Origin of the sequence: Bacillus sp. UNC322MFChir4.1 (assembly GCF_000746135.1) — a bacterium.
In the GTDB taxonomy this organism is placed as follows: Bacteria; Bacillota; Bacilli; order Bacillales; family Bacillaceae_G; genus Bacillus_A.
Map to the genome: position 1 here is coordinate 129,151 of NZ_KN050812.1, position 14,170 is coordinate 143,320.

Here is a 14,170-nt window from a genome sequence, read left to right on the forward strand (position 1 = left end):
ATTTTAGAATTTTATCAATAAAAAACAGATAATTATCATTAAAAAATGGTCATACTAAGCTGAATATTATAAGTAAAGACTAGTTTCCTCTAAAAGAATCATTGTAATGATTTGCAAAATCCATATAAAACAATACCTTTAGAACAAAATATAAATATAATTTTCTTATTTTTTATCAATATAACTTTTTAGAATTCTGTTGCAAAGTTGATTAACATCAAACTAGATAAGCGATTGGGGAGTACTTATTAGGGGTCACCTTACATCACCATCAAGTTAAAATTTTATAATGCCCCCAAAACGAATAATTAGAGTCTTTTTATAGCAATGAAGTTCATTTTTATCGTTTTTGGGGCAACTTGTTCTGTTAGGTTGATGGGCCGCCAACATTCCGGAAATCTTGTACGCTAAACAAATTCAAATAAAAAAAGACGAATTCCTGTACGATGAGGAACCGACTTTTTTTATTTGCCTTCTTAAAGTATAGTCTCCGTTAGCGGAATAAGAATGAGAGTATATTTATTATTTATCGTCTATTACTCCAGTTAAAATATGATAATTAATATTATTTCCATTAACCCATTCTTCAAAATTTATATCTAAAATTTGATTGCTTTGTGCTATAGAGGTTAAAATTCTCAAGTCTTTAAAAGAGTAGGAAAAAGTATGAAGAGTACCGAATAAATTATCGTAATCAGTAAAAAAAACTGGTGAATCTTTATTTGCAAAGTTATGAAACATTTCTCTATGTGTTAATTGACTATCTTTAAATTTCTGCAAATATTCATTCCGTTTAATAGAACCTTCAATAAAATGCCTATTTTTCTTTTCTAAATCATGGTCTTGAAAATGATTTACACACGACAATAATAATGGTTCTCTTCTTACCCTCACTTTTTCGGGACTTGCTTCAACTACCGCTATATTTCCCTTCCTATCTCCAAGTGAAAAATTATAACAAGCTGAATGAGGAATTTCTTTTAGCATTTGTATGGCGTCTTCAAGCGTTGAACAAGTGTCTAGTATCATGCGAATTGATGTCCAAGCTGATAAACCTTTTGAATAATCGCTATTACTTACAAAATGTAAGCCTATAACTAGTCCTTGGCTATTCACACCTTCATGCCTACCTATCGCTTGCAGATTATAACCTGCTGAGGCATTAGCATTTTCGGGTTGAAGTAAGCTAAAACAACCATCATACAATGCAGGAGAAAAGTCATAATTTCTTAGGTAGTATTCATTTGTAATAATTGCTGAACATCCCATCGCTTCGGTTTTTGGTACGTCATATCCACTAAATAATGCCGCTACTTTATTTAGTGGTATTTCCATTCCTTCAGCTAAACCCTGTAGTTCATCGAGTAAATGGGGAGCGAAAGTTGAATAAATAGATTTCATATTTTTATAATCTATTTCTGGTTTTGTTAACATTTCTAAATTTTTTAGGATCGGTTGATTCTGAATATGTTTTCCCATCTTAAGCCCAATATTAAATGAGCTATCTCTGATTTGAAGTACAGATACAGTGAAATCTGACATTCTCATCCTCCTTTCCCTCACAATACAAAAATAGGTGTTTCTCCATAAAAAAACTATTTTTGTATTGTGAGGAGATTATTTCATGGGTTATTTACAAATGGCAGATGGGAAATATTTGACGCTTACTTTTCTACTACTCTATTTTCCTACTAACACAAATTCATTTCCGTCTGGAGCTTGCATTACAGCCACATGCCCACCTAAAGAATTAAGGAATGGAGTGCGAATCCACTTAACCTCAGGATTAGATTTTAACGTTTCGTAAGTCTCACAAACATCCTCAACGACAATCTCAGTTTCAGCAAAATTCAAATTAGGGTTATTCTTTAATACTAACTCTGAAGTACCATTAGGAAATTTCATGCCAATAAGTTTCCATTGCTTTTCTTCATCTTGAAATACTTCCCAAGCTTTTGTTAAACCTAACAATTGATAAAATTCTACTGCCTTCTCAATATCTTCTACATAAATTGCGACACATTCTATTCTTTTCCACATCAGCCATCCACTCCCCACCAAGATTGTCCAAATAAATAAGATAACTATTTAACTAACCTGCTCGTTATTTTAAGTACAATATTTATACTCATTAAAAATGTTGTTTTATCAATGAAAAAACAACATTTTTAATGTTAATTGATATTTACAATGTTTCTTCACAAAAACGGAACTACTTACTTTGAAGTCCGTCTCTTTTTACTTTATTTTTTCTTCTGCACCGGCAGCCAGATCTCCAGTTGTACAAGATCGTGCTTATCAGCATGAGAGCGCTCATCGTATAATTCAAACTCGACAACGCCAGCATGCTCATAGTCAGAGTGCGGGAACCACTCTGTAAAGATTGCATTCCACGTTTGCTGAATCGATGCAACCATTTCTTCCTCGGGAACTTTTGGCGTTGTAAATACAGCGTACGTCGCTTCAGGGAATGTGCGGCACGTCATATCACTTGATACACCATCAAAGCTTGTTGCTTCCATTCCGATAATATACGTAATCTCACCTTTTTCTAAATTAAAATCTGTACACATCCCTAACTCGACGAACTCATTCGTATGCTTACGGTTTGGGATGTTTTCTGACAAATTATTTTGTAAATAATCTTGCCACATGGCTGGAATATCTTTAAGATTTTGTCCGTCTTTGCTCGTTGTCTTCATTTCATACCCAATTACTTGAAAAGCTGGCTTAGTTTCTATGCGAAATTCCATTTTAATTCCCCCTAAATACGGATTATATTTGCGCTGCATCACATTCACCTTGGAATATAACGGTGTTTGAATCTCTTGCTTTCGATATGCACTCGGCGTCATATGAAACAGCTTTTTGAAGGCGCGCGTGAACGTTTCATGAGATTGAAAGCCATGCTCTAGTGCGATGTCTAGAATTTTTTCCTCTGTGTGAGAAAGCTGATAAGCTGCCCGGGCGAGCCTTCTCTTTCGTACATACTCCATCACAGAGTCTCCTACTAGTGCTTGAAAAACGCGGTGGAAATGATAATCCGAAAATCCTGCCGTGCGCGCAAGATTCGCTAACGTTTGCTTTTCCATCACATCTTCTTCAATAGAATCAATTACTTTTTGAATTTGTATTTCATAACATCCCATCTCTGTTCACCTGCCTTATATGTATAATAATAAAGAGAACTCATGTTTTCTTCTTGATGTTTTTTGCTTTTATTGTATTGTATTTTAGAACAACCTAAGATCAACCATTAACATCTATTACTCATTCTATTTTTCATATTCAATCCTTGAAGAAACATAAATATTTGCAGGATTTCTTTTCATTACTTCTGTATAAATTATATGTTTCTTTTGTTCATCATTTTTCAATTCAGATTTTGTAGTAACTTTATCAACTACTACCATTTGATTGATAAATTCTTTTGCCCAATCTGTTCCATAGTTAAAATCAAAATGTTTATTAGAATATAAATTGAGTTTCATATGATTGTCTATTATCTGTATAGGCCTGTCCGTCGCATTCCATGCAGGGGTATGAAAATATCGAGTAATATATATAGGATACATGTTCGTTTTTACTTCTAATTTATTCGCTTCTTGTATAATAGCATCTTCTAAAGCAGCAAATTGGCATGCTTCGTCTTTCGTTATCCCTTTGTAGAATACCGTTACTTTACCATCGCGAACTACTTTATATGATGAATCATTGATTTGATTGTCACGCCAAATTTCAAATCGCCAAAGTACAGCAAAACAGCAAATCATAACCATAACGGCCCCTAATGATACCCAATTATGCTTTTTATTATCAAAACGTCTAGAAAATCGTACAGCTAGAAAAAACATAAGTATAGAGCCCATGGCTACCCCTATAACATTCCTAATATTGAGTTTGTAAGGATTGAATAAATTAAGAATGGGGGATAAAAACCGAAATTTTTCGTGAACTGACCAATATGCCATTCCACAAACTAAAAAAAAGAAAATTAAAATAGCCATCGATAATCCTCGATTTCGAACAACATTTCCCATACATATTCCCATAATAATAGCCAATATACTAGAAGTTATAACAATGAGGATTAGAGAAATAATAGAGGCTTCTGGAAATTTAAAAAGAAGAAAAAATAACATCAGCAGCGAGAATGGTAAAGTAAGAAATATTGACATAAGGACTTGCATCTGAATAATCTTATAAGTAGAAATTATAGATAAGTATAAAAATTCTTCTGTTTTATATCTTATATGAAGGGTGGCAACTTGTAAGGAAAGTAAGCTAATAAATAACAAAAAAAGAGAATACTTTAATGTATAATCGCTCTCTTTATCTATAAAACTATAAAATGCTAGAACTGGTATGGATATGAAAAACAATAATAAATAATCACATGTAATCAATATCCTTAACCAATGGCGTAATATACTACTCTTCATACTCGAATCCTCCTAGTAAAAATATAAGAGTTTAGTACTAATAGGAAAACTGCCATCAGAAAGAGAATGAGCCGTCCAATAAAAAATGATGCTGAGCCATTTAACATATATTGCTTAAACACATCTGGGTTAAACCAAATAGACAGTATAGGTTGGTTAATGGTAATACCTATTAAGAAAAAAATAATAATAAAAATATTAATATAGACAATTCTTTTTAAAAGTAATGATAAAAAAAAGACCAATTGTATACTAAACCCAATTGTACTTATACTAATAAATAGTAATTGTAGCAATAACAAAAGGGATAAATCTCCACTCATTACCATTAATAAGGCGTTTATAAAAAATAGAGAAAGAACAACTACCATCCATATCACAATCGATTTACAAATTAAATAATAATATGGCTTTTCTAATTTATTTAAAATGACTTCTGGTATAAAAGATTCAATTTCCTCATTCCATAAAAACGATACAAAAGTTGATGATGCTAGTATCGTCATAATCATTTGAATATGAAAAGAAAGAATCCAATATGTATCATCCTTTTGATTTTCTAACAAAAACACTATGATTGGAAACAACAAAGATATTACACACAAAATTCCGACAAATAAAGGGTTTTTGAATATTAACCGAAATTCAAAAGCAGTTAGCTTTTTTAATTCTCCCATACACTATAGTCCCTTCGTGGTATTTCTTTAAAGTCCATTTTTACTATTTAAATAGATATAAGCATCCTCAAGATTCGGAGAAACTTGTCGTGCCTTCTCCCATCCACTCAGCCGTTGTTCATAGAGAAAGCGTACCTCTATTTCTCCTGCTTTACGCATAATGGACAGTACTTGTACTTGTTCTGTTAGTTCCTCTAATTCATGAGGTTTCACATCAATCATATAAACCTTTCTTTCAACTTTCTTAAGTAACTCCACTACATTCCCTTGATACAACGTTCGCCCCTTTTGAAGAACTAGTAAATTTTCACAAGTACTTGATACATCTGGCACAATATGTGTAGACAAAATAACTGTCCTACCTTTACTAAAACGATTAATTAAATTGCGAAATGCTATTCTTTCTTTTGGATCGAGACCAACTGTTGGTTCATCAACAATCAAGAGCTTTGGATGGCCTAATAATGCTTGAGCAATACCAAGTCGTTGTTTCATACCGCCAGATAGCTGCTTTACTTTCTTATTTGCATGTTGTATTAATCCTACTTGTTCTAGCCAAGACTCTATCTCTTTATCACGAACGGTTCCCTTACCTAGTCCTTTTAAATCAGCAAAATAGTTCATCGCTTCATGAATTGTGATATTTAGAAAAAAATCGAAATGTTGCGGTAAATACCCTAACAATTTTCGAATTTCACTCTGTTCTTTTTTCAAATCATATCCAAATATACTAACTTCTCCTTTATCGAAAGGTAATAAAGTGGCTAAAATTTTCATAAGCGTACTTTTCCCAGCTCCATTATTCCCTATAAGTCCAAAAACACCTTCATCTAAAGATACATGTAAATGATCTAAAACCTGAAACGATCCATAACTCTTACATAACTGTTCTATTTTAACTTTCATGTTATCGTACACAGGATACTTCTTGTAATACGATAAGCAAGATGAAATTGAGTTATCGTTTACAAAATACTTCCCATGTTTCCCCCTTCCTTTATATCGTTTTAAATATGAAATGAACAAAAAAATAATACTACCTATTATCACTTAAAATTATACCAGTTTTTTACAAAAAACAGTGGGAATAATAGATAATTTTATCAAATAATGACACTTTACCGATTCACTGGTAAAGTATTATGAAGAAGTATACAAAAGGTATGGATTTCTTCTAATTAATCAACAAACCTCATATGAAAAGGTCGTATATAAATGAAAGAAAGCTGCCTCATCAGCAGCTTTCTCCCTATCTATTATATTTTCTTTAATTCACTACCAAGAAATTTCGCAATCTCTAACATGCCGTACTTCCCAACAACTGCTTCGGCGTCAGCATTGTAGTTTGTATTCGTATTTATATCATAAGTGAAAATTTCACCATCTGCATTTCGAATGAACTCAATGCCCGCGATCGCTATATCGTTAGCAGCCAAAACAGCCTCATATTTTTGAATGATTGGGTCATTAAAGCCGTCAATGATTTGAAACTTCGGTTTTTCCGGCGCTTTCTCTCCAACCGGACAGAACAGATCGCCAATTTGACAAGCATCAGCTGGGCATAATTCAAAGCCTTTTGATGTATCAACTTGAACTGCATATACAAATTTCCCGCCTACAAACTCACAACGTGTAATGTAAGGGTCAGGAGATTGAATATATTCTTGAATTAAAGTAATACCATCTACCGGCTCTTCAAATGCTGCACTTTCTACGTAATCTTTTAGCGAAGCAACAGATTGAAACAGCTGCACGCCTAGTCCTTTTCCAGCGCGGTTATGCTTCGTAATAAATGGACGTCCTTCAAATTGCGCTGCTGCTTCTATAATATGTTCTTTACCAACAGCTGCAATGGTCTTCGGTGTTTGGATTCCTTGTGCATTTAGCGCCATATACTGTGCAACTTTACTTACTTCGAGCTGAAGTGCTTTACTTCCGTTGAACACCTTTCGATTATGCATCTCTAACCAAGTAAGGACAGCACCTGTAAACTCTGGTGCAAAACGGTGATTTCTTGTATGAGAAGAAGCGCTCATCCGGTTATAAAATACCCCCTGCGGTGGAACAGACGAAAGATCAACATTCCCTTTGTCTAAATGCCATTCTTCATAAGGAAGACCGAGTTCTTCCAATCTTCTCTTTAGATGCCTTGTCCACTCTGTGTTTTCATGAATAATGTGAACTTTCCCCATAGAAATACCCTCTTTCTAGATGTAATAGTTTCATTATACTATTTGTACAATAGAGAAAAAAGCTGTTCAAAAATTTTACTTGGAACAGCTTCTTTACCTGAAAGAGGGTTAAAAATATTGAATACTTTCGACTTACAGTACCAATCTATTAAACTGTTATAGTAGTACCATCGAATTTCGTAAAGGTGAATCCATAAAACTGTTCATTATAAGTTGCTTTATAATCGTGAAGAATTCCAATTGCTACTGCTTCACCTAGCTTTAGACCTTCACTCATATCAGAACGCCAGTGAACACCAGCTATATTGCGCCCAATCCCAATATTAGAAGCAAGTTTATTTAATTCGTCTCCCACTCTCAAAGGTTGTCCTAAATAAGGAAGCAAAGAAAGACCATCAGTGCTTGCTACAACCGGCTGCGGAATGACAAATGATTCATTAAAAAAGGCCTTCAATACAGTAACGCCAGCACCCATAATACAAGCATGACCAGAGGGATATGCTGGATGAGTCGGACATCCTTCTGGGTAAGCCATAGGTAACAAATACGTACCAAATCGGTTAAAGACTTCAGAAACAACCTGCGAGTTCAGTAATTCTGAATGAATTGGATAATGAACAGCGCCTGTTAACTCATTTTGAACACGGCCCCCAAATTCTTCGGGACGAATTCTGCGATGAACTAAAAATTTTTGAAACCAAGCTGCTTCGAGTGCTGCATTTGCCGTTCTACCTACTAAATCTAAAATATGCGGAGCACCAAATGTAGCAAAACCCTTTTGCGTTTTTGAATGCAAATACGGATTACTTTGCGACAATGCTGCTCCTCCAAAACTAAGTAACATTAAACATGCAGAAAGACAAGCTTGATAGGAAAAATCTTGATGAACAAATTCACCTAAATCACGTCCATTACGAATATAGCGTGAAGTAGAATCAAATAACATGTTTTGCGAGGATGAACCATTTTGAATATTCAGCCATTCTTCATAAGAAGTCATATAATCTTTATCCGGCAAGGCAATGCGATATTTTTGAACCATTGTTGCCGCTCCATAAGGTATGTCTTTCCACAAAAATTGAGAGATGTAAGGACCCGTTAAATCGCCAGATGTTTCACCGCGGAACAAGGTCCCTGTCGTAACGACTCCCCCAACTTTCGGACCACGAAAATCTGAAAAACTTGAAAGATCAGAAGCAGCTGCAATAGCAAGTGGATTCGTATCATACTCTGTAAAAGGCACATCACGTAATAATGCATGCCAATATAATTCACCCATTTCACTTGCTTCCCAGGCACTACTAAACATCGGAGGTACAGCTACACTTAAATGATGGCTATCTGGTCCTTCTAACCCATAAGCATACGCAGCTTGCGGATTCGCTAGTTTCGCAGACCCACCTAAAATTAAGCGCTCAAAAACACTTGATTTTCCCTTCTTCAGTGCTTTAATCCATTTTTTATAAGCGGGCAATTCAACTTCTCCGTAATCATTATGTGGTAAAGCTTTAGAAAAATTAGCAATTTTATTAGAAAAACGTTTTTCATCTCCATTACATAATTGTTTTGGCACAGAAAGACGTTTTTGGTAAATTGCCGCTTCCATACGAATTTCTAGCGCCTCATCGCGACGCTCCCCTGGACATATAGGTCCTATTTCACATTCTTTTTCTTTCTTCGATATATCCGCATACGGATATCCAGTATTGTTTACCTGATTACAATCTTTCCCCATTTACTACCACCTTATCGCACTCTAAATTTTTCCTAACTTAAACCATTGTGATTCATTTGAATTCTATTTAATATATTCATATATTCCTAATTACGGTACTAAATGGACTGCCTTTTTATTAAAATTATTAGCGATGAGTTGAATGGATTAAGCTTTTATAATGAACAATTTTGAGTGCTGTTCGGGCATTATAAAGTAAAACCGCTATCTACAATTCTTTCATCTAACTTCTTCAAATGGCCCATATGTGACTCTACGGGTTAAATCACAAAATCCTCCGGAACAAACACTTTCACTTCTTTCGGACGCACATATACTACCTCTCCTGCCCGAACATGTAACTGTGTAAATTGCTCCTTGCCTACTTCCGCTTCTAAATACTCTTCTGTTCCTAAGCGCTGCAATTCAATATATACAACCGGACCAACTGCGTGTATATATGTAACTTTTGCTTGAATTGCATCTTCACTTTGTTTTGTACGTTCAATAGACAACTGATGCGGACGCACATAGGCAATCGCATCTGTATCTGAAACATGCGTATGCTCCGGCGCTTCTAATTCAATAGATCCTAAATTCAGTTTTCCTTTATGAACACGACCGTGAAATAAATTTACATTTCCTAAAAAATCATATACAAATGGACTTGCCGGATTGTCATACACTTCTTCCGGTGTCCCCATTTGTTCAATGCGCCCTTCGTTCATAACAACGATGCGATCCGCAACATCCAATGCTTCTTCTTGATCATGCGTGACAAACACACTCGTAATTTGAAACTCATCATGCAATTTTCTGAGCCATCTTCGCAATTCTTTACGTACCTTTGCATCTAATGCGCCAAATGGTTCATCAAGCAGCAAAATTTTTGGTTCAACTGCTAAAGCTCTTGCTAACGCAATCCGTTGCCTCTGTCCTCCCGATAACTGCGCGGGATAACGGGCCGCAAACCCATCCATTTTCACAAGCTTTAATAACTCAAGTACCTTTTCTTCTATTTCTGCTGCTGACGGTCTAAATTTCTTTTTACGGACTTTTAATCCAAACGCGACATTTTCAAATACATTCATATGTTTAAACAGGGCATAATGCTGAAACACAAAACCGACTTGCCGATTTTTCACATGAATATCCGTTAAATCTTCTCCGTCGAATAAGATTGCCCCTTGATCCGCCTGTTCTAACCCCGCAATAATTCGTAATAACGTCGTTTTCCCCGAACCAGATGGCCCTAACAGCGCGACAAGTTTCCCTTTCGGAATTTCTAAGTTAATTTGTTGCAGAGCTTGAAACGTACCGTATTGCTTCCATACATTCTGAATGTGAATACTCATTCTAATGTCTTCCTTTCCATTCAATCCAGTTCTTTATAATTAACGTAACGACCGCAAGCAATGACATTAATGATGCAACCGCAAAGGCAGCGGAAAATTGATATTCGTTATATAAAATTTCAATATGAAGCGGCATTGTATTCGTAACGCCTCGCACATGCCCTGACACAACCGAAACAGCTCCAAACTCTCCAATCGCGCGGGCATTACATAAAATCATGCCATAGAGTAAACCCCATTTTATATTCGGCAATGTAACACGAACGAACATCTTCCAGCCGCTTGCTCCTAGTGATAAAGCAGCTTCTTCTTCACTAGTTCCTTGCGCCTCCATAACGGGAATTAATTCACGTGCGACAAACGGGAATGTGACAAACACAGTGGCAATGACAATACCAGGCACAGAAAAAATAAGCTGCACGCCATGCTCCATAAGCCACGCCCCTAATCCACCGCGAGGCGTAAATAGTAACACAAAAACTAACCCAGCAATAACCGGTGAAACCGCAAAAGGCAGTTCAATGAGCGATAAAAGCAACTGTTTCCCTCGAAAGCGAAATTTTGTAATTAACCACGCTGCCGCCACGCCAAATATCGTATTCAGCGGGACGACGATAAGAGCCACAGTAATTGTGAGACGAATCGCAGAAAGTGCCTCGCTATCTGTAATAGCGGCAATATACACATCGATTCCTCGTTCAAATGCCTTCATAAAAATCGTTACTAACGGCAACAAAAGAAATATAGATAAATAAATAACAGTAATCGCAATGAAAATGATGCGAACCACTTTCGATTCTGTCGTAACTACCGGTGTTTGCACTGTTTTTTGCTTGATTGGTTTCGCAAATGACGGTTCCATCCTTTTCTCCCCTTTCTATCCATTTCGCAACCCACGTCTTTGACTCCAGCTCTGGATGAGATTAATAGCAAAAAGGAAGAAAAGAGAGACAACCAACATGACCGCTGCCACAGCTGTCGCACCGGCATAATCGTATTGCTCAAGTTTCGTCATAATCATTAGCGGCGCAATTTCTGTTTTAAGCGGCATATTTCCAGCAATAAAGACAACAGATCCGTATTCCCCTAGCGCTCTTGAAAAAGCTAATGAAAATCCCGCTAATAAAGCTGGCAAAATTTCAGGAAGCACAACCTTCCCAAATATTTGTAGGCGTGATGCACCTAAACTAGCCGCTGCTTCTTCCACTTCCTTCTCCATATTTTGTAAGACAGGCTGAACCATCCGTACAACGAAGGGTAATCCAATAAAAGTTAAAGCTACAATAATTCCAAGTGGCGTAAACGCTATTTTAATATGAAACACATCAAAAATTTTTCCAATCCACCCGTTTTGCGAATACAAAGTTGTAAGCGTAATGCCTGCAACCGCAGTTGGCAACGCAAAAGGTAAATCAATTAATCCATCAAGCAGCCGCTTTCCTGGGAACGAATAACGAACAAGTACCCAGGAAATTAATAGACCAAAACAAACATTTACAAGTGCCGCTGCGAGTGAAGTTGTAAAACTAATTTGATAAGCATGCAAGACCCTTTCACTTGTAATCACTTGAAAGAACTTGCTCCATCCTAACTGGGAAGTTTGGATAAAAACGATAGATAATGGAATTAGGACAAATAAACTTACATATAACATCGTAAATCCAAGGGAAAGTCCAAACCCGGGTAAAATTTGCTTCCTATTTTTCTTTCTCACGTTCTTTCACCTCATTGCTTCAACTATATAAATACAAATTAAAAAATCGACTTAACCACCTTTTCCTTTTAGGGGGGTGAGAGCATCTGGCCATGCATAGAAGCGACTTACAAAGAAAATATTCTTAGACATGAGGGTCTAGGAGATGTCGAAAAGTTAGAATGAATATATACTTCGATTATTTTTGGTAGATTTTATCAAAGATTCCACCATCATTAAAATGCGTCTCTTGCGCTTTTTTCCATCCGCCAAACACTTCATCAACTGTAAACAATTGTACTTTCGGGAACTGCGATGCATATTTTTCAGCTACCTTTTGATCGCGAGGGCGATAAAAGTTTTTCGCCGCAATTTCCTGCCCTTTCTCTGTATATAAATACTCAAGATATGCCTCAGCTACTTTACGCGTCCCCTTTTTATCGACGACTTTATCCACGACAGCTACTGGAGGCTCCGCAAGAATACTGATTGATGGTGTCACAATTTCAAACTTGTCTTTCCCTAGCTCTTTTTGTGATAATAACGCCTCATTTTCCCAGGCAATGAGAACATCCCCAATCCCTTTCTCTACAAACGTAGTCGTTGCCCCGCGTGCTCCTGAGTCCAGCACTTCTACATTTTTATATAGCTGACTTACAAATTCTTTTGCCTTGTCTTCACTATTATTATTTTTTTTCAAAGCGTATCCCCATGCCCCTAAATAGTTCCAGCGTGCGCCTCCTGATGTTTTCGGATTTGGTGTAATAACAGAAACTCCTTTTCTCGTTAAATCATCCCAATCTTTAATCTTTTTCGGATTCCCTTTTCGCACAAGAAATACGATCGTAGATGTGTAAGGAGTCGAGTTGTTAGACAAATGTTTCTGCCAATCTTCCGGTAAAAGTTTCTTTTTACTAATAGCGTCAATATCGTATGCTAACGCAAGCGTTACAACATCCGCTTCTAGCCCATCAATGACCGAGCGCGCCTGACTGCCTGATCCTCCGTGAGATTGCTTCACAGTAACGCTTTGACCACTTTTCTCTTTCCAATATGCAGCGAAGTCCTTATTGAAATCTTGATACAATTCCCGAGTCGGATCATACGATACATTTAAAAGTTCAATAGACTTTGCTGATTCCGACTTGCTAGTAGATGTCGTCGATGCACACCCTGAAAACAAAAGCACCGTCGACAACAAAATACTTGCTCTAATTGATGTTTTCCCCCACAGCTTCATTAAAAACTCCCCCTTGTTCTATACAATAGAAAAAGGCACACAAACGTTTCACAAAGTGAACGTTGTGCGCCTTCAGTTTCTCTGATTAGCTTTTATTATTCCATTTTTCAATTATTTTTCTTTATTCTAAATACATAATTCCGATATGTCAACTATGAAATTAGAGATTTTTACACAAAAAGTAAAACTAACTAATTACAGATTGTTCCCACTCTCTCCGTAAAATCCCCATTTTAATTGCATCAAAATATGTACCATCCACCATTCTTGCTTGTCTTATTCTTGCTTCTTCTTTCATCCCCAATCTTTCTGCAACTTTCATCATTCTTATATTTCCTGACCAAGTTGACATCCCTAATCGATGCAATTCAGTTGACTTGAATAGGAAATCAATCCAAAGTTTATAAGCTTCCGTACCATATCCACCGTTCCAGTAATTTTTATCATAAATAACGATACCGGTTTCTAACCAATTCGTATTTTTATCTACCCAATAAGCACCCACTGTCCCAATTAATTGATCTAGAGCAAAGATAACTAGTGTACTAGGCACATTAAGAATAATTTGCGAGTCTTTCTCCCAACTTTTTAGAAATTCTTCTTTTGTTAATTTAGGTTCAGGTATATAGGGGCCATTCCATTTTTTCGCTTCTTGTTCCTTCTCTTCATATTTCCAATAGTATAATTCATCAAGATCCCGATGAGTTGCTTCTTTCAATACAACTTTTTGTCCCACGATTTTAATCATAATTAAGTATGTTTCCTCCTAAGCATCTATTTCATTACATATACTAATTTCATCATAAAAATCAAAACCCCTTTTTTATGGGAGAACGAGAGCATCCGGCCATGCATAG

At 36.2% G+C, this 14,170-nt stretch carries 13 protein-coding genes; all 13 read right to left on the reverse strand.

What is annotated here, in order from left to right:
• Positions 1-522: 522 nt before the first annotated feature.
• The 13 genes from BR72_RS22565 to BR72_RS22625 all read right to left on the reverse strand — a co-directional run bounded on the left by BR72_RS22565 (position 523) and on the right by BR72_RS22625 (position 14,061).
• Entirely contained in the window at positions 523-1,542 is a 1,020-nt protein-coding gene (locus BR72_RS22565; protein ID WP_035437375.1) for a C45 family peptidase, read from the reverse strand.
• A gap of 138 nt (positions 1,543-1,680) precedes the next feature.
• Positions 1,681-2,040 carry a VOC family protein gene (locus BR72_RS22570; RefSeq protein WP_035437378.1) on the reverse strand — a complete coding sequence of 120 codons (360 nt, stop codon included), beginning with the start codon at positions 2,038-2,040 and terminating at the stop codon, positions 1,681-1,683.
• A 203-nt stretch (positions 2,041-2,243) separates the two neighbouring features.
• Positions 2,244-3,149 (reverse strand): AraC family transcriptional regulator, encoded by a 906-nt coding sequence (locus BR72_RS22575; protein ID WP_035437381.1) that lies wholly within the window; start codon positions 3,147-3,149, stop codon positions 2,244-2,246.
• A gap of 126 nt (positions 3,150-3,275) precedes the next feature.
• A complete protein-coding gene (locus BR72_RS22580; RefSeq protein WP_035437384.1) occupies positions 3,276-4,442 on the reverse strand; it encodes a hypothetical protein in 1,167 nt (388 codons plus the stop codon).
• The gene (locus tag BR72_RS22585; protein WP_035437387.1) at positions 4,439-5,119 is read right to left on the reverse strand and encodes a hypothetical protein; all 681 of its coding nucleotides are present in this window, start codon (positions 5,117-5,119) and stop codon (positions 4,439-4,441) included. Before BR72_RS22585 ends, BR72_RS22580 begins: the two co-directional genes overlap by 4 nt.
• Positions 5,120-5,146: 27 nt before the next feature.
• Positions 5,147-6,025 (reverse strand): ATP-binding cassette domain-containing protein, encoded by an 879-nt coding sequence (locus BR72_RS22590; RefSeq protein ID WP_035437595.1) that lies wholly within the window; start codon positions 6,023-6,025, stop codon positions 5,147-5,149.
• Between the two features lie 350 nt (positions 6,026-6,375).
• The gene (locus BR72_RS22595) at positions 6,376-7,311 is read right to left on the reverse strand and encodes an ATP-grasp domain-containing protein (RefSeq protein WP_035437389.1); all 936 of its coding nucleotides are present in this window, start codon (positions 7,309-7,311) and stop codon (positions 6,376-6,378) included.
• A 148-nt stretch (positions 7,312-7,459) separates the two neighbouring features.
• Complete coding sequence (locus BR72_RS22600; RefSeq protein ID WP_051957398.1) at positions 7,460-9,046, reverse strand: vanadium-dependent haloperoxidase; 1,587 nt, start codon at positions 9,044-9,046, stop codon at positions 7,460-7,462.
• Positions 9,047-9,306: 260 nt separating this feature from the next.
• Entirely contained in the window at positions 9,307-10,380 is a 1,074-nt protein-coding gene (locus tag BR72_RS22605) for a sulfate/molybdate ABC transporter ATP-binding protein (protein ID WP_035437392.1), read from the reverse strand.
• 1 nt (position 10,381) lies between these two features.
• A complete protein-coding gene (gene cysW, locus BR72_RS22610) occupies positions 10,382-11,242 on the reverse strand; it encodes a sulfate ABC transporter permease subunit CysW (RefSeq protein WP_035437395.1) in 861 nt (286 codons plus the stop codon).
• Between the two features lie 15 nt (positions 11,243-11,257).
• Positions 11,258-12,094 (reverse strand): sulfate ABC transporter permease subunit CysT, encoded by an 837-nt coding sequence (gene cysT, locus BR72_RS22615; RefSeq protein ID WP_035437397.1) that lies wholly within the window; start codon positions 12,092-12,094, stop codon positions 11,258-11,260.
• Positions 12,095-12,272: 178 nt separating this feature from the next.
• Positions 12,273-13,313 carry a sulfate ABC transporter substrate-binding protein gene (locus tag BR72_RS22620; protein WP_035437399.1) on the reverse strand — a complete coding sequence of 347 codons (1,041 nt, stop codon included), beginning with the start codon at positions 13,311-13,313 and terminating at the stop codon, positions 12,273-12,275.
• A 187-nt stretch (positions 13,314-13,500) separates the two neighbouring features.
• Complete coding sequence (locus BR72_RS22625; RefSeq protein WP_035437401.1) at positions 13,501-14,061, reverse strand: GNAT family N-acetyltransferase; 561 nt, start codon at positions 14,059-14,061, stop codon at positions 13,501-13,503.
• Positions 14,062-14,170 lie beyond the last annotated feature (109 nt).

Excerpts from the sequence above, each read along its gene's own strand:
- BR72_RS22565 (WP_035437375.1), bottom strand. The coding sequence starts at position 1,542 with ATGTCAGATTTCACTGTATCTGTACTTCAAATCAGAGATAGCTCATTT.
- BR72_RS22570 (WP_035437378.1), bottom strand. The coding sequence starts at position 2,040 with ATGTGGAAAAGAATAGAATGTGTCGCAATTTATGTAGAAGATATTGAG.
- BR72_RS22575 (WP_035437381.1), bottom strand. The coding sequence starts at position 3,149 with ATGGGATGTTATGAAATACAAATTCAAAAAGTAATTGATTCTATTGAA.
- BR72_RS22580 (WP_035437384.1), bottom strand. The coding sequence starts at position 4,442 with ATGAAGAGTAGTATATTACGCCATTGGTTAAGGATATTGATTACATGT.
- BR72_RS22585 (WP_035437387.1), bottom strand. The coding sequence starts at position 5,119 with ATGGGAGAATTAAAAAAGCTAACTGCTTTTGAATTTCGGTTAATATTC.
- BR72_RS22590 (WP_035437595.1), bottom strand. The coding sequence starts at position 6,025 with ATGAAAGTTAAAATAGAACAGTTATGTAAGAGTTATGGATCGTTTCAG.
- BR72_RS22595 (WP_035437389.1), bottom strand. The coding sequence starts at position 7,311 with ATGGGGAAAGTTCACATTATTCATGAAAACACAGAGTGGACAAGGCAT.
- BR72_RS22600 (WP_051957398.1), bottom strand. The coding sequence starts at position 9,046 with ATGGGGAAAGATTGTAATCAGGTAAACAATACTGGATATCCGTATGCG.
- BR72_RS22605 (WP_035437392.1), bottom strand. The coding sequence starts at position 10,380 with ATGAGTATTCACATTCAGAATGTATGGAAGCAATACGGTACGTTTCAA.
- cysW (WP_035437395.1), bottom strand. The coding sequence starts at position 11,242 with ATGGAACCGTCATTTGCGAAACCAATCAAGCAAAAAACAGTGCAAACA.
- BR72_RS22620 (WP_035437399.1), bottom strand. The coding sequence starts at position 13,313 with ATGAAGCTGTGGGGGAAAACATCAATTAGAGCAAGTATTTTGTTGTCG.
- BR72_RS22625 (WP_035437401.1), bottom strand. The coding sequence starts at position 14,061 with ATGATTAAAATCGTGGGACAAAAAGTTGTATTGAAAGAAGCAACTCAT.